At 43.9% G+C, this 25,049-nt stretch carries 25 protein-coding genes and 1 pseudogene; 3 read left to right on the forward strand and 23 right to left on the reverse strand.

Translation table 11 applies throughout. The features are described from left to right. Positions 1-108: 108 nt before the first annotated feature. Both ACTWPX_RS16970 and ACTWPX_RS16975 read right to left on the reverse strand, forming a co-directional pair. Complete coding sequence (locus ACTWPX_RS16970) at positions 109-1,260, reverse strand: S1C family serine protease (protein ID WP_443120761.1); 1,152 nt, start codon at positions 1,258-1,260, stop codon at positions 109-111. Positions 1,261-1,271: 11 nt separating this feature from the next. After that, positions 1,272-2,426 carry a hypothetical protein gene (locus ACTWPX_RS16975; RefSeq protein WP_443120762.1) on the reverse strand — a complete coding sequence of 385 codons (1,155 nt, stop codon included), beginning with the start codon at positions 2,424-2,426 and terminating at the stop codon, positions 1,272-1,274. 661 nt (positions 2,427-3,087) lie between these two features. On the opposite strand from ACTWPX_RS16975, the pseudogene ACTWPX_RS16980 reads away from it, so the two are divergent. Further along, positions 3,088-3,369: pseudogene (locus ACTWPX_RS16980) on the forward strand (3D domain-containing protein); the annotation flags it as partial. 437 nt (positions 3,370-3,806) lie between these two features. On the opposite strand, the gene ACTWPX_RS16985 reads toward ACTWPX_RS16980, so the two are convergent. Beyond that, positions 3,807-4,043 (reverse strand): hypothetical protein, encoded by a 237-nt coding sequence (locus ACTWPX_RS16985; protein WP_128523111.1) that lies wholly within the window; start codon positions 4,041-4,043, stop codon positions 3,807-3,809. 511 nt (positions 4,044-4,554) lie between these two features. Here ACTWPX_RS16985 and ACTWPX_RS16990 point away from each other — a divergent pair. Continuing rightward, positions 4,555-5,802: a YeeE/YedE family protein gene (locus tag ACTWPX_RS16990; protein ID WP_443120763.1), complete on the forward strand. Its 1,248-nt coding sequence runs from the start codon at positions 4,555-4,557 to the stop codon at positions 5,800-5,802. 455 nt (positions 5,803-6,257) lie between these two features. On the opposite strand, the gene ACTWPX_RS16995 is transcribed toward ACTWPX_RS16990, so the two are convergent. From ACTWPX_RS16995 to ACTWPX_RS17055, 13 genes are all read right to left on the reverse strand, one after another. Continuing rightward, on the reverse strand, positions 6,258-6,374 hold the full coding sequence (locus tag ACTWPX_RS16995) for a putative holin-like toxin (protein WP_443120857.1): 117 nt from the start codon (positions 6,372-6,374) through the stop codon (positions 6,258-6,260). 132 nt (positions 6,375-6,506) lie between these two features. Continuing rightward, positions 6,507-6,902 (reverse strand): secondary thiamine-phosphate synthase enzyme YjbQ, encoded by a 396-nt coding sequence (locus ACTWPX_RS17000; protein ID WP_443120764.1) that lies wholly within the window; start codon positions 6,900-6,902, stop codon positions 6,507-6,509. A 5-nt stretch (positions 6,903-6,907) separates the two neighbouring features. Beyond that, positions 6,908-7,882 carry a diaminopimelate epimerase gene (gene dapF / locus ACTWPX_RS17005; protein ID WP_443120765.1) on the reverse strand — a complete coding sequence of 325 codons (975 nt, stop codon included), beginning with the start codon at positions 7,880-7,882 and terminating at the stop codon, positions 6,908-6,910. A 233-nt stretch (positions 7,883-8,115) separates the two neighbouring features. Further along, positions 8,116-10,140 carry an iron ABC transporter permease gene (locus tag ACTWPX_RS17010; RefSeq protein WP_443120766.1) on the reverse strand — a complete coding sequence of 675 codons (2,025 nt, stop codon included), beginning with the start codon at positions 10,138-10,140 and terminating at the stop codon, positions 8,116-8,118. A gap of 14 nt (positions 10,141-10,154) precedes the next feature. Beyond that, positions 10,155-11,165: an ABC transporter substrate-binding protein gene (locus ACTWPX_RS17015; RefSeq protein ID WP_443120767.1), complete on the reverse strand. Its 1,011-nt coding sequence runs from the start codon at positions 11,163-11,165 to the stop codon at positions 10,155-10,157. Positions 11,166-11,413: 248 nt separating this feature from the next. Then, on the reverse strand, positions 11,414-12,226 hold the full coding sequence (locus tag ACTWPX_RS17020) for a helix-turn-helix domain-containing protein (RefSeq protein WP_443120768.1): 813 nt from the start codon (positions 12,224-12,226) through the stop codon (positions 11,414-11,416). Positions 12,227-12,657: 431 nt separating this feature from the next. Beyond that, complete coding sequence (locus tag ACTWPX_RS17025) at positions 12,658-13,632, reverse strand: cation diffusion facilitator family transporter (protein ID WP_443120769.1); 975 nt, start codon at positions 13,630-13,632, stop codon at positions 12,658-12,660. 52 nt (positions 13,633-13,684) lie between these two features. Beyond that, positions 13,685-13,825: a hypothetical protein gene (locus ACTWPX_RS17030; protein WP_443120770.1), complete on the reverse strand. Its 141-nt coding sequence runs from the start codon at positions 13,823-13,825 to the stop codon at positions 13,685-13,687. A 172-nt stretch (positions 13,826-13,997) separates the two neighbouring features. Further along, positions 13,998-14,636 carry a hypothetical protein gene (locus ACTWPX_RS17035; protein WP_443120771.1) on the reverse strand — a complete coding sequence of 213 codons (639 nt, stop codon included), beginning with the start codon at positions 14,634-14,636 and terminating at the stop codon, positions 13,998-14,000. Positions 14,637-14,647: 11 nt separating this feature from the next. Next, positions 14,648-15,049: a permease prefix domain 1-containing protein gene (locus tag ACTWPX_RS17040; protein ID WP_443120772.1), complete on the reverse strand. Its 402-nt coding sequence runs from the start codon at positions 15,047-15,049 to the stop codon at positions 14,648-14,650. After that, positions 15,046-15,375, reverse strand: a complete 330-nt coding sequence (locus ACTWPX_RS17045) for a PadR family transcriptional regulator (RefSeq protein WP_128523120.1) — start codon at positions 15,373-15,375, stop codon at positions 15,046-15,048. Before ACTWPX_RS17045 ends, ACTWPX_RS17040 begins: the two co-directional genes overlap by 4 nt. Before the next feature lie 299 nt (positions 15,376-15,674). Next, a complete protein-coding gene (locus ACTWPX_RS17050; RefSeq protein ID WP_443120773.1) occupies positions 15,675-16,079 on the reverse strand; it encodes a DUF4181 domain-containing protein in 405 nt (134 codons plus the stop codon). A 337-nt stretch (positions 16,080-16,416) separates the two neighbouring features. Further along, positions 16,417-18,222 carry a M3 family oligoendopeptidase gene (locus ACTWPX_RS17055; RefSeq protein ID WP_443120774.1) on the reverse strand — a complete coding sequence of 602 codons (1,806 nt, stop codon included), beginning with the start codon at positions 18,220-18,222 and terminating at the stop codon, positions 16,417-16,419. 281 nt (positions 18,223-18,503) lie between these two features. On the opposite strand from ACTWPX_RS17055, the gene ACTWPX_RS17060 reads away from it, so the two are divergent. Then, the gene (locus tag ACTWPX_RS17060; protein ID WP_281975265.1) at positions 18,504-18,800 is read left to right on the forward strand and encodes a hypothetical protein; all 297 of its coding nucleotides are present in this window, start codon (positions 18,504-18,506) and stop codon (positions 18,798-18,800) included. A gap of 28 nt (positions 18,801-18,828) precedes the next feature. Here the strand turns inward: ACTWPX_RS17060 and ACTWPX_RS17065 are convergent, their stop codons facing one another. The 7 genes from ACTWPX_RS17065 to ACTWPX_RS17095 all read right to left on the reverse strand — a co-directional run bounded on the left by ACTWPX_RS17065 (position 18,829) and on the right by ACTWPX_RS17095 (position 25,016). After that, a complete protein-coding gene (locus ACTWPX_RS17065) occupies positions 18,829-19,050 on the reverse strand; it encodes a hypothetical protein (RefSeq protein WP_443120775.1) in 222 nt (73 codons plus the stop codon). A gap of 27 nt (positions 19,051-19,077) precedes the next feature. Continuing rightward, entirely contained in the window at positions 19,078-19,446 is a 369-nt protein-coding gene (qoxD, locus tag ACTWPX_RS17070) for a cytochrome aa3 quinol oxidase subunit IV (RefSeq protein ID WP_128523125.1), read from the reverse strand. A 1-nt stretch (position 19,447) separates the two neighbouring features. Continuing rightward, the gene (gene qoxC, locus ACTWPX_RS17075) at positions 19,448-20,053 is read right to left on the reverse strand and encodes a cytochrome aa3 quinol oxidase subunit III (RefSeq protein ID WP_281975267.1); all 606 of its coding nucleotides are present in this window, start codon (positions 20,051-20,053) and stop codon (positions 19,448-19,450) included. A gap of 1 nt (position 20,054) precedes the next feature. Continuing rightward, complete coding sequence (gene qoxB / locus ACTWPX_RS17080) at positions 20,055-21,998, reverse strand: cytochrome aa3 quinol oxidase subunit I (protein WP_443120776.1); 1,944 nt, start codon at positions 21,996-21,998, stop codon at positions 20,055-20,057. Between the two features lie 22 nt (positions 21,999-22,020). Beyond that, entirely contained in the window at positions 22,021-22,962 is a 942-nt protein-coding gene (gene qoxA, locus ACTWPX_RS17085; protein WP_443120777.1) for a cytochrome aa3 quinol oxidase subunit II, read from the reverse strand. A gap of 291 nt (positions 22,963-23,253) precedes the next feature. After that, positions 23,254-23,748 (reverse strand): DUF2306 domain-containing protein, encoded by a 495-nt coding sequence (locus ACTWPX_RS17090; protein WP_443120778.1) that lies wholly within the window; start codon positions 23,746-23,748, stop codon positions 23,254-23,256. A gap of 242 nt (positions 23,749-23,990) precedes the next feature. Further along, positions 23,991-25,016, reverse strand: coding sequence for an NAD-dependent epimerase/dehydratase family protein (locus ACTWPX_RS17095; RefSeq protein ID WP_443120779.1), 1,026 nt, complete (start codon positions 25,014-25,016; stop codon positions 23,991-23,993). Between the last annotated feature and the right edge of the window lie 33 nt (positions 25,017-25,049).

The following is a 25,049-nucleotide window of genomic DNA, read 5'->3' on the forward strand; positions in this document are numbered from 1 at the left end:
TATCTGCGCAACACCAGAATTATCTGGGCAGAAACTGGCTTAATTTTATTCCAAAGCACCAAAAAACTGCCCCGCCTTTGTCACCTAAGGCGGGGCAGTTATAGCCCATCATTCTTCTTCATTTTCTGTATCCAACTCTTCACCCTTACCGCTCCAGATCTTGACGGATTGGTTTTCAGTCTTCACTGGATACACGACCTTGTATTTTTTCATTTCCACTTCTCCATCTACCGTCTCTTCGGCAGTAAGAAAAGCAGTGACTTCCACATGATCCCCTTGAGGGTCTGCGACGAGATTATCCACTTGAACGGTTAACGTATTGTTGTAGCCGGATCGGAAATCTTCGAAGGAAATGTCCTCCTGCCAACTGCTGCTGAGCAGGGAATATGCCGTCACGAAATCACCCTGGTTAATACTATCGTAAAAATACTGGACAAGATATGTGGCCTGTTCCGCATCTGTACCAGTTACAGGAGATTGTACCTGTTCTTCGAGCTCAGGAAATTCAGGAAGTGATTTCATCGGTGACTCACTCCACCGCTCCACCACCGGCAGAATATCCTCGATGGGTATACTGAAACCGATTGTTTCTTCATCAAGCTTCGCTGAATTAATGCCGATGACTTCACCTGTCTCACGATCCAATAAAGGGCCGCCACTGTTTCCAGGTGAAATCGGGGCTGAAATCTGATACATATTTTTATAATGGAAAGGCTCGATATCTAATGTGCGGTCAAGACCACTGATTTCTCCACGGGTCACCGTATTCTGCAGCCCGAGTGGACTCCCTAAGGCCAGCACTTCATCAAGCAGCTCCACAGAGCCATCTTGTCTGATTGGAAGCGGTTTTTTCCCCTTTAATCCCGCCACTCTTACAACGGCAACATCAGTATCTCGGCTGATTCCAATCACTTCACCTGGCATCTTCTTACTGTCGGCCGTCACGACTTTGACGTTCTCCTGGTTTGCGACGACGTGAGCATTCGTGATGACATCGCCTTTTTCGTTATACAAAAATCCGGACCCGATTGTTCCATCTTCCAATTCAATCTGGACGACGAGTTTTTGCGATTCGAAGATTATGTCCTGCGTTTCTTTGGGTACTTCGTTACCTTCTGCTCCCTCTTTAGCGGGGTCATCCAATACCGCACTCATGCTCATTTGTTCCGGGACAGCATTCGTGATATAAAAAACGCCCGCGATCCCGCCTCCGATAATCGTGATGGAGACAAGAACGCTGAACAGCCAAGAGCGTTTCATCTTACATCCTCCTATTCTACTAACCATTCCATCTCTGTCATCTCGACAGAATACTCCCCTTCTTCCAGCTCATAATAGACCTTTTCGAAGGACCCCTTTTTTCCAGGGTTCAAATATAGGGGATAGACCTTTGCAGACTCTGAGCGCACGACTTTCCCATCAGCATTGAGGATGTCATACTTCACAGTTATCGTACTGATGATTTGCGTGGCCACACTTTCCAGCTCACCACTTACTTTATAGTCTCCGAATTCGTCTTTAGTTATATTGAAATCAAGGACTTTCAAAGCTTCGGTTTCATTCACCAATTCATCTTCAGCCGCTTGCTGCATGGCTCGTTCCATCCGCTGTTGTTCCGCTTGTTCAAATGCTTGCTTCTCTTGTTGGATCCGTTCTTTCAATTGAATCAGTTTTTCATCATTCGATACATATTGCAACCCTTGATCGACGATGGCGACCGCTTCTGTATAGCGTTTTTCATTTGCCGCTTCTTCTGCTTTCTTCGTCGACTGGTTGACTATTTTTTCATGGATTTTTTCTCTGACTTTCGAAGCTTCTTCCAAATTCAACTGGGAAAGTGTATTCAACTTAGCAGCAAGCTCTTCAACATCTGTCACTTTGGATAACTCCTGATTAACCTCCTTGAGGGTCATCAGTGAATCCATCTCATTCAACTTGGGGACAAGTGTCAACAAGAGCTGACTGTCTTTCTCCTGCAGTTCCTTTTCAATGGCGTTCAATTGCTCTGAAGCTTTAGAAAGTGAACCTTCTTCAAGCAGAGTATGGACTTCATTTAGTTTACGATCCCAAGTAAGTGCAATTTGAATGTTAAGCAGTTCTTCCTGTAAGGCGTCGACATGCGGCCTTTGATCGACAGCATTAGCCAATAGGGTCTCCGCTTCCCTGTATTCACCTGCAAGCGCAACCTCTTCTGCTTCCTTTTTCATTGCTCTGACTTCCTTATTCACTTGTTGTTCATGTGCATACACAAAATAAAGCGCTGCCCCCATCACGATCAACACCATCACAGGTGTGAGGACTGGGAGTTTTGACTTAAGAAGACGCCTTATATCCTGTTTTTCTTCACCTTTCAAAGGTTTTCCACATTGGGAGCAATAACGGGAACTTTCGGTCATACCATGTTTACAATGAGGACATTCAATCATGGTCCCGTCCTCCTTTTCTATCAAACTTACATAAATTCTGACAATCCTCACTTATTATAGCATGCCTCCTGTTTAATCTGAACAACGTATTTAGGCCCTTTTTTCCTTTTAAAAAATTCGTAAAGATGCAGGGAAACCGCACGGCCCGTTTTTTCTTTCGTGCATACAATGAAATATCTCAGACATGAGAGGAGGGTCTAAATGAGAGATCGTGATAAAGAAAACCAACCGAGACGTAAGCCCTCGAAACCCTGTTGTGGACGCAAACCCAAAGGGAATTCCAGATAAAAAAAGAAAAGAGTCGCTACCATGGATTGCGGCTCTTTCCCCATGGGTGAATATTGTCATATAAATGTAATCAGAATGTAGGCATTTTGTATTTGTTTTGTTCTGAAGACGCCTGTTATACTCCAATGAGTAAAACAAACGAAAGGGGTCATCAGTCATGAACAAGTACCTCTCTGCCATCATATTTTTATCAACCATTCTAATAATGAGCTTCAGTCTCCCCATTTCTGCCGCAGAAACGGACAAGACCGCTCAACATATAGAAACTAAACCAATTAATCTTGATAAAAAGATAAAAGAACATGAACGTTTTAATGAAGAAAAAGGAGCAGAAACTGCGTCTGCCTCTACTGAGCAGGTGAAACGGACCGTAGCTGTGGAAGCGACAGCCTATACCGCTTTCTGTGAGGGCTGTAGCGGAAAAACCTATACAGGAATCGACCTTCGCGCCAATCCGAATCAAAAAGTGATCGCTGTCGACCCGAATGTCATTCCTCTTGGATCGAAAGTCCGGGTGCCTGGGTATGGCGTAGCAATTGCTGGTGATATCGGCGGCGATATCGAAGGCAATCGTATCGATGTGTTCCTAGCTGAACAAGGGGATGCCCTGGACTTCGGCCGTCGTCAGATTGAAGTGGAAATATTGGAATCATAACGGTTGAAGTGAGGCTGTGCCAAAAGAATTCTTCCGCTATAAAACCCGAACGGATCCGTTCGGGTTTTCTTTATGAAACAATAAATGCATATACCGCTCCGGCAACATACTTCGCTTTCTGTGGCTACAGCCTCAGCCTCCTCCTGTCCCAGCAAAAGTCTAGGTATGCTGCCTACGCTCCATTTGATCCATTCTCCTCAATCGTTCCCCTTTTTCAGTGGCAGTCAGTGTTTTGTCCCAGCCCTTTTGTTATTTTGGACTGGTGGGTGGGAATATTAGCACCAGATGATTTTTATCGGGGTAATTGCCATTCCACGCAAGACGAATTTTATTGGCGTAACCGACACATCAATCTGCGCAAAAAAGTTTATCAGGGTCACTTAATTTTGAACATAAAAAAACCTTGCCTCCGTAATGTACGGAAACAAGGATTACCCTCAATCTCTGGAGAAACGTGTGCGGCGTGCACATTTGTCTAAATAAAAACTTTCCACTCCACTGGTATGAATAGCGACACCATCCTCCAGGAACCACCAAGTGCCCCGGTCCAGCTGTTTGACGATGAATTCAGATGCCTCACGCTCGTCCATCGCTTCACTCAGCTCCAGGTCATGTGTGACAACCCGCTTACTGTCCAACAAAAAAATGACGTGCCACTCTTTTTTCTTAGCCATCCTATCACTCCTTTAATAAATATGTAGTCAACATACTTTACCCAGCTATTTTTTAGTTTAATCTTAGAATCGAAACTCATACATAAAAAGTTAAACAGTGTAGCCGCTTGAAGATATTATGTATAGCATCACTGCTTGCCTGATACAACAACAAAAAAGCCACGCTTGTGAGGCGTCGCTTTCGATCAGTCTTTATGTAGGGGGAGGTGCACCAGAAGTACGCCAGGAAGTTCTTCGGTTTGCTTTCTTACAAACAAAGAAAAACCAGCGAGTGACAGAAGAGCAAACGACAGGTATAAGACATCCCTCCAAAATTTTTATAGATTGTCCTGTCTACGCTTTGAGTTTACCACTTTTCTCTAAAAAGTAGTGTTAAGCCTACGTAAAGACTGAATCTATTCTCTTTGTACAACCATTCTATGCAAATGGATTTACAAATAGACATGCCTTCGGTTAGAATGACAAAAAGTTAAAACTCAGTAAACAAATCGGATTTAGGAGGTTTATATAAATGCAACAACAGACAGTTGAACAAACAGTAACGGAAAATAAGCGTTCTACAGTCACTGATCAATTGGAGCCGGTTCAAAAACCGCTTGTATGGCTTGGGGCGATTGTATCACTGCTTTTATTTATAGCTATTATCAGTGTCACCACATTCACTCAAGGAGTGCTCTTTCTTATCGGAATTGCCTTTGGTCTTGTGCTGTTACATGCCCGTTTCGGGTTCACCTCTGCGTTCAGACGGCTGATTTCTGTCGGGAATGTCCAAGGCTTGCAAGCTCATATGCTAATGCTTGCAGTCGCAACCACCTTGTTTGCCGTCATTTTAGCAACAGGGTTCAGTTTCACAGGAACAGCACCTCAAGGATATGTGTTTCCTGTAGGAATTAGTGTTATAGCTGGATCGTTCATGTTCGGAATCGGCATGCAGCTCGGTTCTGGCTGCGCATCCGGTACCCTTTATACTGTCGGTGGCGGGAAGTCCTCCATGGTCTTGACTTTGTTCGGATTCATTGCGGGCTCTGTGCTTGGTGCCTATCACATCGGTTTCTGGCGAGAAACGCCAACACTCCCGGCCATCTCATTAGCTGAAACAACTGGTTTCGGATATTTTGGAGGCTGGATTTTACAACTCCTTATTTTCCTTGGCGTTTACGGAATCACAGTGAAAATCGCTAAGAAAAAGAACCCTCCGAAAATGGCGCCGCTTAAGACGACGACCGGTTTAAAGAAAATATGGCGCGGTGCTTGGCCATTGCTGTTAGCTGCCGTCATTCTGGGCATCTTGAATGCCTTGACTCTCGCTACCCGCGGGAATCCATGGGGCATTACTTCAGCATTCGCCCTGTGGGGATCCAAGTTCATCCAAATGTTCGGCGTTGACGTTGCCAGCTGGACATACTGGTCCGGCGACCCGGCTCCATTAAACAAGTCCGTCTTAGCTGACTCAACAAGTGTGATGAACTTCGGTATCATCTTAGGAGCATTCATTGCAGCCAGTTTCCAGGGGAATTTCAAACCTGGAAAAATAAAACCAGGCATTGCGACCGCATCGATCCTAGGTGGGGCACTGATGGGATATGGGGCACGCCTCGCCTTCGGTTGTAACATCGGCGCATACTTCGGTGGAATCGCATCCTTCAGTCTCCACGGTTGGGTCTGGATGATCATGGCGTTAGTAGGCACCTATCTCGCCCTATTCTTACGACCAATGTTCGGAATGAAAAACCCCAACCCGAAAGATTCAATTTGTTAACCCAAATGTGGAAGCGTCCTGATCAGACACGACAAGCATAAGACAATCAACGGAGTGGAGCGGTCTTCCTCCACGCAGTTGATTGACTTATGACCTCGAGTGTCTGGACGCTGGAACTGGATGAAACTCAAAAGTGGAAGTGCCTTGATCAGGCCCGACAAGCTTAAGACAAACAACGCCATGGAGTGCTCTTCTCCATGGCGTTGTTTGTCTTAAGACCTCGAGGGACTAGGCGTTGGAACTGGATGAATCAAATGTGCAGCGAAAAAACAGCGCGGAAACGAACAGTTCCGCGCTGTTTTTTTTCTGAAAATGTGGTATGATGGAGTCAGAAATAGGATACACATAAGAAAAGGGACCACAGCTGTCACTGTGATCCCATCGGATAGCGCTCTGCCTAGGGCGCAGCCTAAATGAAAAATAGACTCACCCGCATTCACGTCAGAATAGGGAGTCTATTTTTTTATGCGTAAAATCGCGACAACTAAGCCTAAGATTGATACAGTCAAAGAACTGAAGGCAATCATGACCATTAACGATTCATACATACTCAGAGGCATCACCCCCTTCATCGATGAGACATGGGGATTAGCCGACACCCTATTCAATTGGCAAAAATCACTATCCAATATAAATTATAGCATGTCTCTCCGTAGAAAAAGACAGGCTTTTTGGACTAAACATGAATTAATGCAGCGCCACTCTTATAGCAATTTAGCTACAAACTTGCGTTCACGCGGTCCGTCAAACTCACAGAAGTACAGTCCCTGCCAAGTGCCGAGCACGAGCCGGCCATCATCTACAATCAACGTCTGGGCATGACCGATGGTACTCGTTTTCATATGTGAGGCTGTATTACCTTCTGCATGGCGATCTTCGGGATGATCCCATGGGTATACTTCTCGAAAACGGCGCAGCATATCTGTTTTCACATCAGGATCAGCATTCTCATTCACGGTCAGTCCTGCTGTCGTATGCATAGAGGATACGACAATGACACCTTCTTCAATGCCTTGTTCTCGAATCCAATTTTCTACCTGACTGGTTACGTCAATCATTTGGTCATGTTGGTTTGTCGAAACATGAAATGTTTTCAGCATCTGTCTCACCCTCCGATTTCTGAAGCTGCATAAGCTTCCAATTTTTTATAAAGCTCATTCTCTTCATCAAAAAATTCCTGCTCAGACATATGGAAGGTCTGTGCTTCCATGTCAACCTTCGCAACGGCTCTATATACATTTGTTGCATTCCCGCGCAATTGGATAGAGAAACGTCCTTCCTTCTTTTTTACGAGGCAGTTGACGAGGCCACCTTTATTAATGACGACAATCGGTCGATCAAGTTCGTTCGGCCCGAGAATCGTTGATACGAGTGAAGAGGCTGACATCGCTGTTCCACAAGCATTCGTCAAACCTACCCCGCGCTCAAAGGTACGGACAAAAATTTTATTTTTTTCCAGCACTTGTACGAAGCTGACATTTACACCATTCGGAAATATTTCCGGCAAGTGATTGGATCTTTTTCCGATTCTCAAAAGTTCTTCATGGTCCACTGCATCGACCATGGCTACAATGTGGGGATTCGGAACACTAAGAGCTGTAAATGTAAGGTCGTCGGATAGTTCCGGTATTTTCACATCAACTGCTTCCTCCCCAGCGACATTCACCGGTAATGATCGAGCATCAAAGGAAACCGGTTCGATCATGACAGAAAATGTGGAGATATCAGGGAAGATTTCATCCACTTGACTGACAGGCAGCAAAGCTTTCTCTGTCTCGATTGTTATGGAAGGCTTACCCAGCTTTTCAATCATGTGACGTGCGACACAGCGCAGCCCATTGCCGCACATTTCCGCTTCTGTACCGTCCGAGTTGAACATGCGCATACGTCCTTCTGCTTTTTCACTCGGCATTACAAAAAGAATACCATCCGATCCGATTCCACTATCTCGGTCACATAATAGTTGAGAAAGATCTTTTCTCTGCGTTTCCGTAAAATTGAATTCCTGGTTCGTTTCATCAATCATTATGAAATCGTTCCCTGAACCATGGCATTTGATAAATGGTATATTCATTAGCATATAACTCTCCCCTGCCGTTCATTTTTATCTCATAATAGCATATTTACGCTGGAATGAAAGAGATAGTGATGCATGTTTAGAATAGCAAGCAAAAATTGTAGCCAGTGAGGCAGAAGCACAGTAAAAAATGATAAAAAAACCAGGATAGGGAATAAAGCCACCCATCCTGGTTTCACTAATCAGCTATTATTAGCTGGAAAACTATGTCCAAGCCATCTCCACCAGACATTAACTTATGCTGCACGCTTTTTCATCAACCATAGAAAGTAAGGGGCACCAATCAAGGCAACCAATATTCCCGATGGTATTTCATTCGGAGCGAGCAGCGTCCGGCTGAACAAATCTGCCACGACAAGCAAAGCACCACCAATCAGCATTGTAACAGGCAGCAGTTTCTGGTTCACACTCCCCACAAGCAATCTTGCAAGGTGGGGGGCGATCAAACCGACAAAACCGATCGAGCCCACAGCCGCAACACTACATGCAGCAAGCAGAGTAGCGATTAACGCCATCTGGAAACGGACAGATACGACGCGGAGACCGAGCCCTTTTGCTGTATCATCGCCGAGTGATAATACATCGAGCGTTTTGATATAAAAAGCAAGCAGCGGTACGAACAGAATCACCGGCCAGATCAAATATTGAAGAAGCTCAGCCCACCCTTTTGCATAGGTCGTCCCAGACAACCAGGTAAGAGCAGAAGCGACACCTAAATCCGATTGGACGACGAGAATCTGAATGAATGCTGATCCGAAAGCAGACATCCCGATTCCCAGCAATGCCAGCACTGTTGGCTGAAACTCCGCTTTCGCTCCAAGTGCCATGACGATGAGGAAGAACACTAACGCGCCGACCATCGCTCCGAGAGGAATCCAAACGGCTGATACACTGAACCAGTACATCGTCATCAATGCACCTACCCCTGCCCCGGATGTAATTCCGATGACAGATGGATCGGCAAGCGGGTTACGCAGTACGCCCTGGAAGATCAGACCACTGACGGCTAAAACAGCTCCACTGAATAGTGCCACAAGTGCGCGGGGCAGCCGTAGATCAACAATTAAATTACGGATGAATTCATTCGCATCCCCGAAGAACGCCTGATAAGCGAGAACGGGTTCAAAGCCGTAATTTCCAGAAGCAAGACTGACGACCAGTGTCACAACGATTAGTAGTACAAGGGCCGGCAGCACTTTCACTAATGAAATTTTAGCTGAATCCTTTCCTGCCATAATGGCTCCTGTATCCTGACTGTTGCTGCTTTTCATCCGCATGACGAGCCAGATAAGCCAGGGTGCCCCGACGAGTGCGGTTATTGCACCAACCGGGAGCTCTGAAAAGGATGGATCGATAATCCGGGCAAGGACGTCGGCTAACAGCAGCACATTCCCACCCCATAGGAAGGAACCGATAATCAGCGGTACGTGTGCCCGATACCCGATAAGTTTGATCAAGTGAGGAGCGACAAGACCCACGAAACCGATAGGACCTACAACACTTACTGTCACACTTGTAAGCAGAACTGCGGCAAGAACAGTAATCAATTTGACGGTTCGGACATTTTGACCAAGAGCAGTTGCGACATCATCCCCAAGTGTCAATGTGTCCAGTTTACTGGCAAAAATGAAGGCAACCAGCACGGCAGCTATGATCAGCGGCAATGAAAACTTCACGCCGTCCCAGTCGTTCTGGATCAGCGTACCAGAACCCCATAAGAACAATCCCTGTGTTTCATTTTCGTAAAAAATCTGGAGCACAGAAGTAAGCGATGAAAACAAAAACGTCACAATCATCCCCGCAAGCACCATCCGTACAGGTGTAGCATCACTCCCGCCTGACAGCATATAAACAAACAGGAAAGTCAATACTCCACCTAGAAAAGCAGTGATGATTCCGTTACCAAACATCGAAAATGGCAGGAAAATCGTCGATACTACAACAGCAAAATATGTGCCTGAGTGAATACCAAGCGTACTGGCAGATGACAGCGGGTTTTTCGTAACTGTCTGCAAGATGACCCCGGATACGGCCAGCGCTCCCCCTGCGATAATCCCCATTACAGCCCGCGGCATACGTAAGATTCTCACAGTGTGATGTTCAAGTGTGTCTTGAGGATTGAAAAGCGCTTCTACAACCGTCGCTAACGGGATTGTCACATTTCCTTGATTGATATGTATAAAAGTCAAAAGACACAACAACGCGATTCCACCTCCAAAGGTGAAAATCGCGATCATTGTGTTCTTAATTGCTGCGTTCATAAAAACCACTCACTTTACTTTTCTTCAATAGCTGCGTTGACCACCTGCTCAGCCAATACTTCTGCAGATAATGGTCCGCCGAATGTCCATGCATCCCCTGGCATCTGATAAGTACGGTCCTCCTGGACAAAGGCAAGATCTTCCCACACAGGATTGCCTGCTAATTGTTCACTGAAGATGTTATCTTCTTCTTGAACGATATAAAAGAAATTAGTGTCTTGATAGTTTTGCAGCGTTTCTACTGTAGTTTCTGTGTATCCGTAGATTTCAAGCTCTTCCGATTCAAAATCATTTTGCATTCCCATGTTGTTCATGATTTGAGCCACCATGGAATTGTCTGTAAATAAGCGCAGTGTCGGCGTATCCTGCATCGTAAATGCCTGTGTAATCACATAATTCATGCCTTCTTTACCAGCCTCTTCAAGACGGGCTTGTTGCTCAGCGAACGTGTCCTCCATGCCTGTCAGGACTTCCTCCGCTTTAGATTCTTTATCAACGATTTTGGCAATGGTGTTGAATTCATCTTTCATGTTTTGGAACTGATCCTGAGCTGCTTCCTCAGAATATGGAGCGAACATCACGGTTGGAGCGATATCTTTCAGTTGATCTGCAATTGCTTCATGACGGAATTGAACGCCGATGATCAAATCCGGATCCAGACGGGAAATCGCCTCCAGATTCGGTTCCGCACGAGTACCGACATTTTCTACGGACTCGCTGAAAGGCATGCCGACATCCACCCAATCACCATAAGAATCAAGACCGGCAACACCAACAGGCTCCATCCCTAATGCCTGGAGATCCTCTGCATAGGTCCATTCCAGCACGACGACCTTCTTCGGTGTACCCTCGATCGTCTGCTCTCCCATTGCGTCTTCGATCGTTACCGAGCGTGTTTCTTCTCCATCATCCGTTTCCTCTGTTCCTTCACCTTCTGTATCCTCAGTTCCCTGTTCTGAGTCATTACTGCAAGCAGCAAGAACCACTAACCCTAACATTAAGACAAACAGCCAAAATTTCTTCATGTATAGCATCCTCTCTCTATCGTTTTCTATTATGTAGAATCGTTTACCAGCGGTAAGCCCCTTAGTAACAGCTTTGAAAGAAAACCAATTGATAAAGATTCTCATTATCACCATATCGATTATCTTACCTTAGGCTCAATTTTCTGTCAACAAAAATTTCAGGTAACGTTATTACTAGTTAACCTTCTGTCCGATGGTTTTTGAAAACATCCACATCTTCTGCCACTCCCCCCCTGCATACTCATTCATCAAGCATTCAACCAATCATAAGCAAGGATACTCTTTCTGGACTCAAAACCTTCTCTTCTCGATGTTTGTCTGAATACTTCCACCATACCTCCATAGAAGTAACGCAGCAACTCCGTACGGACAAGTCCATTTTTGTAGGCGAAGACAGCCTGTTTGAAGGTTTCTTTGATGATAGTCATATACTCAGTGACTGGTAAATTCATTTTCAATTGACGATAGGCGCTTTCAACAGTCCTCCAGGCAGCCAGCACTTGCTCTGCTTCTAAGAAAGGTTTGGTTGTGTCAATGAATTCGGATGGTATGAATGATGGCAGAAATGAATGATCCAGGGGTACAAATTTACTAAAAGAAGCTTTCCTCTGTTTATTCTCTGTTTCAGAAGGTGATTTGATAGGTTGAGGCTTGTGTTCATCAGGGGTTTGGACTTTTGGTGGGGTGTCATGAAGGGGGTCATGAGGGGTGTCATCTGCGGGCAAAAAAAGATCCGCTTGCGGAAGAAAAATTAAAAGGTTCGCCCCCTGCCTGCCATTGGGCTTTGTCGTAACGACTTTTTCAATCAATCCTTCTTTCACTAAGCAGCGGAGCGCACGGGAGACGGTGCTCTCACTCAATCCGGTTTTCCCAACAATCGTTTGCTTTCTCGGAAAAGCAACACCCGGGTATTTGACAGCATGCCTCCAAATGAAGCGCAGCACAGTCAAGGTTCCTTCAGATAAAGCGGCCTTCCTTTTAAATAAAAAGCTCCTTACGTGACGATCCAGCTCTGTCTTTGTAGCAAATCGCTGCTTTTCTCTAATTCCTACTAATTCCATTTTCCATTCCTCCAGTTTCGACGGTCTATAACTATAATCGAAACGAGTCGAAATCTGGTGTCTAAAAAAATGAAATTTATTAAAAAAAATGATATACAGTAATTCCTTGTATGGATAGAGCAGCAACAGGAGGTCACAGAGAGGAGAATAGTCAGCTTCAAAAAAGTACCCCTGCAGGTGTTGGAATCTACTGAAACCCCCTCCTCAATCTAGAGGAGCTGTTAAAGTTTGTTGTTGCCTCTCACGAATCGCTTGTCAGTGGATGCTTGCCGCGGGTACGGCCACAGTTGACTTGGTCAAGAAGATCACTTGACCAAGTGGATCTTAGGTCGTGCTGTTCCCGCAGACACCATCATCGAACGAACATGTGGAATCAACCGTGGTCTATCTAAAAAGAGTAATTTTCTTATCAATTGAAGAAGCCGAGCGGGTTATTCTTCATGATCATCAGGGTTCCAGCTCAGCTCATGATCATCTTTATCAGACTCGATGATCACTTCTGTCACTCCACGCTCTCGTAATATCTTTCTTTCGATAACTTTCAGAACATCCGAAGCCTTTTCAATGGACATTTCGGGATCAAATTCGATTTTCAACTCTACATGCAGCTCTTCCCCTTCTTTGATTACCATCAGTTTCTTAATGTCCCTGACATGGGTGTCTTCAAAAACAAGCTCCCCAATTTTAGCTTCCATTTCTTCATCCGCAACCCCTAATACTCCTGCAGCATTATCAAGGAAAATGCGTCCAACTACATAAAATAACATTAAACCGATGACCACAGAGGCATACCCTTCTGCTGCGTGGAAAGGTGTATAGGTGGCAATAAGAATGGAAATGATTGCAATGATCGCTCCGACGGTCGCCACCATATCTTCTAGGAAGACGAGCTTTGTGGCAGGTTTCGCATTCCCTAAATTCGCCAGGCTCATCTTTACTACATTGAAACCCTTCACATTTTCTTCACCTATATCTGCGATTACTTCTTTCATTGCTTTATACAAAACGATCGCCTCTAGAATGGTGGCAATCCCCAGTACTAATAAATTTAGCCATAGCCAGGAACCCGCTTCCGGAGGACTGGTAATATGATGAATCCCTTCTTTGATGGTTTCATAAGCCAATATCCCGACAATTAACACAGCACCAAGTAACACCAAATTGACTAACCGGGCAAAACCATGCGGGAAACGATCGGTCGGTGCCTTATTACTTAAAGCAGAACCAATGAATACAAAAAATTGATTGGCGGTATCACCGATACTGTGCATCGTCTCAGCAAACATTGCTACATTTCCAGTGATGAAAAATGCGATCGCCTTCATGACAGCTATCGCCCCATTCATGATGCTGGCTAACAAAGCAGGTCGATTCCCTTTTTTTAATAACGCGAAAAATTCGTTCATCAGCTGCTCCTTTCAACGAGAAAACTCTGTGTCCATTCACTTATTAGTCTGCCTAAGGCCACCGAAAAAAATCATCAAAATTATTGAGGCGAGGGATTTTGTTCACTACCAATGGAGGCTGACGCTTTGGAAAAGCTTCGACAAGCATAAGATCCAGATACATTACTTGAATATTTCCAGTCTGTAAAGCCATAAAAAAACCCCCTTATTATCAGGAAGAAGGCAGATACCTTGTTTATTCCCAATTATTAAGAGAGTTCAGAAACATTTGTTAATCACAATGATCTCGAAAACTGCCTGAGATTCTTCTCAGTTTATTTCAAGCTGACTACCATGAATCGTTTCTTCCTGGTCTACTCTTCCTTTCACGTGTGTGATTTTCGTTTATGGACAAAAAAGTACATGCTCAACGGCCACCAAAGTACGCCAAAGATCGGATAAACTGCCCAAATCGTCTCAGGCGAAAACACTGCATTCACACTTGTAAAAAATATCCCGAGCAACAAGGCAGCATGAATGGAATATTTAAAATAAGCCTCCTGTTGGATATGATACACAGTCAGCGGCCACCAAAGCACAGCAAACACAGGAAACATCGCCCATGGGTATTGCGGCGATAGGAACAAATTCAAGCTGCCATAATAGATGATGGTGAGCATAGTGATGATGAAAGCTAAATTAAAATGGTGCCACCGATTTTTTAAACTTACAACCACAGGCAATACTGCCAACGGGAAAACCACGTATAAAAACCAGGGATAGTCCGGTGTGTCGCGGTAGTTTTCAAAGATAAGGAATCCCATAAGTAAAAGGCTTGCCCATGAAGTAAACAAAGTATATCGCTTCTTGATTATGCTGTAGACCCCGATCGGAAACAGTAACAAGGCAATCGCAGGGTAAACCGACCACATGTGGGACGTACTCGTCAATAAATTGACTATGATTAAAAATAGAATAGTCATCATACTTCCTGCAACGACAAAACTGATGTCAAGTTTCTTCATGTCCGGCCTCCTCAATCATTATTCCGTTTCCAGTAGAAATACATCGAAAGTGGCCACCACAATACCGCAAAGGTCGGGTAAACGAACCAAATCACATCTGGCGTATAATAAAAATTTATAAAGATAAACAATGCGATAATCAAAGAACTGCCCCAAATTGAATACCACAGATTCAGTTTGGTCGTATCTCTCTTAACGGGCAGACGAACTCCCAATTCATTGGTGAGATCACTGGCATCTCCGAATTCCACAATGGCTTTATTAATCGCATCCTCCTCATTCTTGCCTTGCTCCATTAGGTCCCACACTTTTTCTTCCATGTTCTGCAAAACCTCTTGTTTGACAGCTTCTTTTTGCTCACTGTCAGGAACATCTTTGAACAATGCTTGAACATGCTGTGTTAACTGCTTCAACGTAACCCCTCCATAAATAAATCGATGATAGCTTTCGTTTCTTTCCATTCTTGTGCCGATTCTTTGAGAAAGGCTTTTCCGAGCGTAGTGATACGGTAATACTTGCGTTTTCCGCCTTTTGATACGCTTCCGAAATAGGATTCAAGCAATTCCTTTTTTTCCAACCTCTGAAAGACTGCATATAAGGTGGCCTCTTTGATTTGGAATCGGTCCTCCGTTCTCGAACTGATCTCCTTTGTTATTTCATAACCATAACGATCCTCTTCTAAGACCAAGCGCAATATAATGGAATCAAGATGACCACGGATAATATCACTTCTTATCACATTGACACGTCCTTGTTTTGACTATTCTATCTGATAGAGTAATAATACCGTTAATTACTCTACCTGTCAAAGTAATTTTGAAAATTTTTTCTGAAGCTATTCACCAAAAAACCCCCCTCAGTTGAACTGAGAGGGGTCGAATTATTTCTTTCCTTTACTTGAAAAAAACAGCCCGGAAAAAATACAAATGAAAACCGCAATCAATACCGAAATATTCACTTTGCCTTGCTCCTTTCACATGCTAATGAATAGGTCCCTTCATCTTTTCCATGGAAACCGATGATGACAGTTCCTTTTTCTCACGGACCTAACCATAAAAGCACTCCGATAAGAACGATAAAGAGCAAGACAATTTCAATCAAAGATACGATGTAATTCTTCCTGTTTTCCGAGAATCTCCATTCCGCATAAGATTGAAAACCAAGGTGTATCATAGAAAACACAAACGATATTACAAGGAGGAATAACGGCTTTCCAAGAAAGAAGATGGCACCTATGATAAACCCAACCACTAAGCTTCCCCTTAATATCCAGTCGTACTTTTCATGAAATTCATTTACATGATTATAAGAAAGCCATTTCTTCTTATCTGCTCCGCTCCTCTTGCGAATGATTGCTGGAATCACGGTAACGATAAAAATCACGGCTCCCATCATAAGCCAGAATTCCTGCCAAAAACCTTCAGGCATTCCGTAATGTTCCATTTCTTATCAACTCCAGTACACATGTTTCCTATTATTGCTACGAAAACAAGCGGACTCCGGTTTCACCAAAAAATCACATCACGTTAGGAAATTCATCACCTTCCATAGGGGAGTTAAAAGTTTTTTCAGATGAATCCTTATAAACACCTCAAACGTATAGAAGAAAATAACAAAATCCTTTTATAAAAGAGGTGATTGATCATGTTCTTCAGAATATTCCACAAAACGAACCTGCCCACAAAAATAGCTCTAGTCTTTGGATCTGCTGTACTTTTACTAACCGGAATTTATCAACTCATTTTCTAATGGGATAGAAGGCAGTGTCGAGAATCCCCCCTTAACGTAAATGGTGGACAGATTCACTTATTCGGATGAATTCGTCGACATCACGCATGCAATGCTCCATCCCTTTCATCCAAAAATCTTCTTTTGTCAGATCTTCACCCAGATGCTTCTTGGCTAAATCTTCTACTGTCATCCTGCCAGAGTCCTCAAGAAGTGCTATATAATCACGTTCAAAGTCTCCACCTTCTGCTTCTCCTTTTGCGTATATGGCTGTCGCAAACAAATACCCGAATGTGTAAGGGAAATTATAGAAATGTGTTTTTGTCATATAAAAATGTGGCGTTGATGCCCAGGCATAAGGAGAGAGCCCTGCTATGGACCCACCATATCCTTCGTCCAAAGCGGCTTTCATCATTTCATTTAACTGTTTTGCAGAAACGAGTCCTATTTTTCTCGTTTCATTAAGTTGGCATTCAAATAAAAACCTTGTATGAATCTCCATGAAGTTCATGACACTTCGTTTCAGTTTCTCATCTAATAGAAACAACTTCTGCTCCTCTGATTCTGCTTCTTTCATTGCAGCGTTCAATACGATCATTTCAGCGTACGTAGAGGCTGTTTCAGCTATACACATCGGGTAATTTCTGTTCAGTGGAGGCACAGGGCCCATTGCATGATTATGAAAGGCATGACCCAGTTCATGAGCCAGCACCAGTGTATCAGTGATATGCCCACCGTAAGTCATACTTATTCTGGATTCTCCTGATAGTGGAAAGCCTGCACAGAAAGCATGTGCTGATTTGTCGGAGCGGTCTTCTGCATCCACCCACTTTTGCAGGAAAGCATTTCGAGCAAAACTTTCTAATTCCGTCCCGAACTTACTAAAGTGCTCTAATATGAAATCCACACCATCCTGATAACTCATTGTTTCAATTTCGTTATTGACCGGAGCCCAGAAATCATGTGCTTGCAGTGTAGAAGTCCCCAGTATTTTTGCTTTGTGGTTCAAATATTTCACTAACGGCTGCTTATAACGGCTCACCACACTCCACATGGCCTGTAGCGTTTTTCTGTTCATCCGGTTATGTATGAAAGATTCCTCAAGTGGATCATCTATGTCACGCTTATCATTTAATTTCAGATTCATTCCGGTTATTCGATTTAATATCAAAGAAAGTGTCCCGGACTGATCCTTCCAAGTCTCCTGTAACAAATGATAGGAGGAACGCCGCACTTCCTGGTCAGAATGGGAGCGCAGATTCCTGATTTGAGCTACGGACAGCTTTTCCTTCTTCCCACCCATCCTGAAATTCAATTTTATATCTCCTACTATAGAATGATATAAGTCTCCCCAACCGTGATAACCTTCTTCCAGAAATATGGAAATAACCTCCTCTTCTTTTTCTGATAATTGCTTGATTGCTTCCCTGCGCCATTCTCCCAGGATAAATGAGTACTCAGTCAATTCTTTTGTTAAAAGTTGATCCCATGTCCTATCATCAATTTCAGCGAGGGAAAGTTGAACCCTGTGAACAATGGGGTCAAAGCGGACACTGATCTCAGTCGTCCTCTCCCTCCAATAATCCCCGCTCTTATCAGAAGTGTCTGCCGCGCGGATACAAGTACAGAAAGAGTTCATTTGTGATAAGCCCGCTTGGATACTTTCAATGCTCTCAATGGCTGCCTTCCATTCACTGGGATTGATTTTATCTGTTTGTTCAATTAATTCCACTTGCCTTTGTAAGTGATCGACTTCAGTGAATATGTCTTCAAATTTTGTATGTATATTCCCTTGAGGTGCATCTACGGCAAAAATACCCGCTAAATCCCATGTTGCTGCAAACTTTTGACCACGCATATGATCATCTCCTTTTTACCATTCAAATAACAAGGTCCTCCAGTTCCAGCATTCCATTCATACATGTGGAAAATTCGGCTCGCCAGTTCATAGACAGTTAAACACAAATTTCCAATAGAGGTAAGGAGCTCCTATAGTAGGTGAAAGAACCTTTAGCATAAATCCATTATAGTTAAGACATATTAATTTTGAACATTGTGTGTCCAAATGAAGAATTTTTTGTTACAATAATATCAAAGAAACCGTTTACATGAATAGGATATCATAAGGAGTTGATTGAAATGGGAGTTACATTCATGTTCTTGCTTTTGGCGACTGTTACGCCATTTTTACTATTACAACTTAAAAAACCAGCTTTCGCTGTCGTACAATCGATTTTCCTTGTCGGCATGTGGTTATACTGCTTTCAAATCCTCCTCTTCACAGCACCTGCAGCTTTTTCAGCTACATGGACGATGTTCTATGCAGGTTTAATTGGAGCACAGGTCGCCTGGATCATGTTCATCATCGCTACAGTAAAAGCAAGCCCCTCTTTTCAAGAAAGCTTAGAAGAAAAAAAAGAAACGCTTCTTCCTTAATCATTCAGGAAGAAAGCGTTTCTTTTTTTTAATCTACTGGCTGTAATTTGAACAGCTGTATCAAAGCTTGCACAAAAGCAAAGCCTGTGACCAGCACAAGAAGAAATTTCGGTTCATAAGAAGAATAGAGTAACCCACAAAGAGAAAAAGCAGTCAGTGCAATACATAGGATGAAGCCGACCATGGATTTCCACGGAAAGCCTCCATCTACTGTGGTGTTTTTCTGAAGTTGTTGTTGTCTTTGTTCCATACCATTTCCCCCTGTGTAATTAATCTGTTAGTGACCCGAATGTTCTTCCTGCTGTTCTTGCTGTTGATGATTTCCACCGCCATCGTCATGGTTATGATCAAAGCCGAAGGACATCGTGAAAAGCGACCCCGCCACAAGGATGCCAGCCAAGGCAAAACCGTGGAACATCATATTCCATGGGATATGACCATTCCCACTCTCTGCTTCTGTCACGTGCATGAACATAAATAATTGAACACCTGCTTGCAGAAGAGCGAGAATCATGATGCCGATAATCACCCATTTGACTGGTAGATCAGACCCGATAGCTGCCCAGGCAGCGACTAATGTCATTACCAGTGACAAGACAAAACCGACGATGTGGTTCGTTGGTATTCGTTTTTTCGTGTTCGTCATATCAGATCACCATCCCTATCAGATAGACACTTGTGAAAATGAAGATCCAAATGACATCTAAGAAGTGCCAATATAAACTGATAATAAAGAATTTCCGGCTTGTCACATTTGTAAGTCCGCGTCGTGCGATTTGGATGAGCAGTAAAGTGGCCCAGCCAATTCCAAGTGTGACGTGAAGCCCGTGCGTTCCAGCCAGTACAAAGAAGCTTGACCAGAAAGCACTGGATTGTATAGTTGCTCCTTCGTGCGCATAATGCACGAATTCGTATATTTCAAAACCGAGGAATCCTAAGCCTAGAGCTAAAGTAATGATCATCCATATAGTGAGCCCTTTGACAGACCCTCTTCGCATTTCATGAATGGCCAGCCCACAAGTGAAACTACTTGTGAGGAGCAAAAAGGTCATGATCAGTACTGTGCCGGCCTCGAAAAGTTCACCTGGATGCGGTGCGTCAGCTGTGCGGCCGAAGAGTACCGCATAAGTAGCAAATAGTGTAGCAAAAAGGACGACTTCGGCTCCGAGGAAAATCCAAAAGCCGAGAATACTCATTTGCCCTTCTTTCGTCCGGTACTCCAATGGACCTGTTTTCAATTCTTCAGCAGACATATCATAACCCCCTTGCTTTTCGCTCTATGCGTTTAATTTCATCTACCTCGACATGGTATCCTTCATCATAATCGAAGGACCTTAAAATCATCATGAGGACGCCGCCGATTAAACCGGCAATGGCAACGATCATCCATTCAAAGATCAATCCGAAACTGCCTAAGGCTAAGAAAGCCATCATTATGAATGGTGCGCCCGTATAGCTTGGCATATGGATCGGTTCCAACTTCGATTCATCATACGTCGTCTTACCTTCTTCTTTCATCCGTACATATGGATCGATTTCATCGACATATGGAACAGTTGCAAAGTTGTAATATGGAATCGGTGTGGTCGTCGCCCATTCAAGCGTCCGTCCGTTTCCGTTCCAGGAGTCACCTGTTTGTTCGCGCTCGCTATTGCGGAAACTGTAGTAAATGTTAAAGACGAATACAGCGAATCCAAGCCCCATTCCGAAGGCACCGACGGTAGATATGATGTTCAATGGCAGCCATTCAACAATGTTCGTAATGAACAGTCGGCGAGGCATGCCGTCTAATCCCAGGAAGTACTGAGGGAAGAAGCAGACATGGAAACCAAAGAAGAATAGCCAGAACGCCCATTTACCAATGCGTTCATTCATCTTGTGACCAAACATCTTCGGATACCAGTACACAAGTCCTGCGAAACAAGCAAAGACTGTTCCAGCGATCAATACATAGTGGAAGTGTGCCACTAGGAAATACGAATTGTGGAACTGGTAGTCGGCTGCGGCCATGCCTAGCATCACCCCTGTGACACCACCAAGAATGAAGCTGGGGATGAAGGCAAGAGCCCACATCATCGCGACAGAAAACTCAATTTTCGATTTGTATAACGTCGCCAGCCAGTTGAATATTTTCACTCCGGTCGGAACCGCAATCAACATCGTCGATACGGAGAAGACAGAGTTTACGAATGCTCCTGCCCCCATCGTGAAGAAGTGGTGCACCCACACGAGGAAACTTAACAGAGCAATGATGATCATAGACCAAACCATAGCGTTGTATCCGAACAAACGTTTTTTCGCAAAGGTAGCGATGATTTCAGAAAATATTCCGAAGGCTGGCAATATGACAATGTAAACCTCGGGGTGCCCCCACATCCAGAAGAGGTTCGCCCACATCATCGGCAATCCTTCTCCTGTCAACGTAAAGAATTGGGCACCGAAAATACGGTCAATGGTCAGCAGCGCCAGCGCTACAGTAAGAATCGGAAATGCAAAAACGATGATGAAACATGTGACAAGCGTTGACCAAGTGAAAATCGGCATGTGGAAAAGCTTCATTCCAGGTGCGCGCATTTTCAAAATGGTGACCATCAAGTTGATCCCTGTGGCAAGGGTACCGATTCCTGATAGCTGTAGTCCCATCAGATAAAAGTTTTGACCAGGTCCTTCACTCATTGCTGCCCCGGATAACGGCGTATAGCTCGTCCACCCGGCATCAGGAGAGCCTCCGATGATGAAGGAAATATTAAAGAGCATGGCACCGAAGAAAAAGGACCAGAAGCTCAGTGCGTTTACATATGGAAAAGCAAAGTCACGGGCCCCGATTTGTAATGGGACGATGATGTTCATCAACCCGATCAAAAACGGCATGGCCATGAAGATGATCATGATTGTACCGTGCGTCGTAAAAATTTCATTGTAGTGCTGGGAATCTAAGAATCCCAAATCCGGAAAAGCGAGCTGCACCCGCATCATCATGGCGTCCATCCCGCCCCGGAATAACATCGCAAGGGCACTCAGGATATACATGATGCCGATTTTTTTGTGGTCAACCGTTGTCAGCCATTCACGCCACAACCATCCCCACTTTTTAAAGTAGGTCAAGAGAAAGAGAATAGCGATTGAAACCAGTGCAATCGAAACCATTGCCGCATATATGATCGGCTCACCGGTGACTAAAATATCTGTAATGTGCATGTCTTCACCTGCTTTCTACTATCTATTGGAATGTTTCTTGTTGTTCAAGGTCATCTAAATGCAGTTTTTCTTTGAAAAGGTCACGATAGTTTTCGACAACATACCCCATACCTTCTTTAGAAGCATGATTGATGTACTCCAAATGCGTAGAAGAGAAAGAATCTTTATCTGTCAATCCTGGCTTGAGCAGTTCATCATATTTTTCTGCAGTCAGTGCTGGTGCTTCATTCTGAATTTGTTCTGCCCAGGCCTCAAATTGCTCTTCACTCTCTGCATGGACTTTAAAGGTTTGAGCTGCGAAGCCTTCGCCATTGAAGTTCGAGTTACGTCCATCGTAAACCCCTTCTTCATCTGCCTGGAGAAACAGCTTCGTCTGCATGCCGGCCATGTTATATTTCTGCCCTCCAAGAGCAGGAATCCATAGCGCTGTCATAGCATCAGCCGATGTCAGCCTGAACTCGATCGGTCGATCCGTCGGGATATGCAGGTAATTCACCGTTTCAATCCCTTGTTCCGGGTAACTGAAAAACCATTTCCAATCGGCTGTCGTGGCGTGAACAACCAATGGCTCTTTCGCTTCTTGACCATCCGCAGGTTCCGGAGCTTTTTCCAGATCAAACAAAGTCGTAACTGTCGGGAAGGACAGCATAGCGACGATTATAAGCGGAATAATTGTCCAAATGATTTCGATGGTCGTATTTCCATGCAAATTCGGGTCATAATCACTTTCCTTACGTCCCGGGCGACCTTCCCTGTATTTTATGACCATGTACGCAAACAAAGCGAACACGACAACGATGATCCCGAGCATGAACCATAATGAATATTTAATCAGTTCATATTGACTTTCGGCGACAGGTCCCTTTGGGTTAAGGACGGTCATTTCACCACATCCGCTTAAAAATAAAATTAAACTTAAGGGAATCAGGCCTAACCACTTAGAACGCAGATGTTTTATTTTCATGGGTTTCAACCCTCCTATTAAACTATGATTATTAAGTACAAAACCAAACTTCTGTAAGTTCCTCTATATGATAGGACTGGACTGATTATATCAGATTTCGATAAAATTCAGTCCAAGTTCACGAAGTTGTCATATAAGAGTCAATAACTGTTAAAAAATCCGTCACATGTTATACGTTTTCACGGAATATTCCACATAAATTGGTAAATCCGGGTAAAACGTTTCAATCCCTGAACACCTTTATATACCCAGTTTAAACGAAGAAAAAACAGTCTCTCAACTGATGCTACCTTAAACAGATATGCGATCAGATTCAGAGACTGCTTTTTTAGGACGAGGTTTGTACTTTCTTCCAACCATATAGACAATCGGAGTACCGATGATCGTTGGTAGAAACCAATAATAAATGGTAGGGAGTTCATTAAGAACCGGGATTTTGGCTACATTTACAACCAACGTAGCTGTGACAATTCCAATATAAGATCCCAGCATACCACCTATATGCATGGTTAACCACTTTTTCGTTTTCTTCTTATTCTTCACTGCTATATACCCACTTAAAGCAAGACCATAGGAGAACAAAGCAATATAAAAAAGATATTGACTCTCCTGCCAGTGGATGATCGCCATTGCTACAGCGGTCAAAAACACCCCTACATAGGACCAATGGTAAAGTTGACCGAATGACGTATGCCTGCCTTTTCTCTTCTTGGCAGTCATGGCAAACAAACCACTAATTAAAGAAATGCCACCTGCGATAATATGGATGACTAACAATACCTTCATTACAAATCAAACTCCCCTTTTTCACCCGCAACATAAGCTGGAAACACTCCATGTCAATGCAAACAATTCCATAATTTTGAATTCCATCCTAAGTTTATCATAATTTTGTCTGAAGAAAAGCTCAACCACACTGGATGTTTCTCAGCGGAAACTTACAGTAATCCCCAGACAAGAAAAAATCCCTTATCATATATAAGGGACCCAAACACTCACGCTATGCATTCCTCTTTTCATTCTTGCCGTCAAATCATCCTCTCCTTCTTGACGTTCTCTAATATTTCTTCTTCGCGGACAAGATCCAGACCGGCTTTTTTATCTACGCTCCCTCTGGAAGTATCCCATTTATAAGTGTCCAGGATGGTTTGTTCGATTGCTCTGAAATTCAGCCCTTTTCCAATTGCCTTTGTACTATCTATTCCGATGTCATGTTTGGCAGGAATCCAAAGGGGCAGTTCGATCCAGGGCTGGACCTTTTCATTCAAGAGCGTTTCCTGGGATAACCATACAGGTTTGGCGTCATAAGGGTTCAGCATACTTCTGCAAGCATCGACAAACGCTTCCATCGATAATTTTTTCTCAGGACCGGCAGCGTTGTAAACACCGGACTCCTTGTTTTCTACCATATTGATGATCCATCTGGATAGGTCACGTACATCGATGAATTGCACTTTACTTGAACGAGGTTCTGGTACGATGAATTCACCACCCGTTGCTACCCGGCCCGGCCAGTACGTGAATCGATCTGTCGGATCATCCGGGCCGACAATGAGACCTGGACGTATGATTAAAGAGCGCTCAGCACCAACTATTTCCTTGACGGATGACTCACTATGAAACTTCAAAGGACCGTAATACTCGTTAGAGCTTCTTCCTTTCACCCCTTTGGTCACACGCTCCAGCTCTGTTTGAGTCAATTTTAAAACTTTCCCGGATTCGTCAATTCCATCAGCCTCGCCAAAATGTTCATAGACAGATACACTTGAAATGAAACAGTACAAATCGATGTTGTCCCGCAGCACATGAAGGGTTTCCGCTACTACTCCCGGCAGAAACCCACATGTATCAATGACAGCATCCCACTTTCTGTCAGCCATTTTTTGGAGATCCTCGGCATTTTCCCGATCGCCGATGATCGTTTCTACCTGTTCAAATGCATGCGGATTCGTTTTTCCTCTATTGAATAAGGTGACTTCATGTCCATTATTCAGCGCATGCTGGACGATGGACTTGCCGACAAATTGTGTACCGCCAATCACTAATAGTTTCATACCTGACTCCTTTATAAGTGTTTTCTTTATCTA

The sequence above is a fragment of the Halobacillus sp. H74 genome (genome assembly GCF_052246715.1).
Lineage (GTDB): Bacteria > Bacillota > Bacilli > Bacillales > Halobacillaceae > Halobacillus > Halobacillus litoralis_A.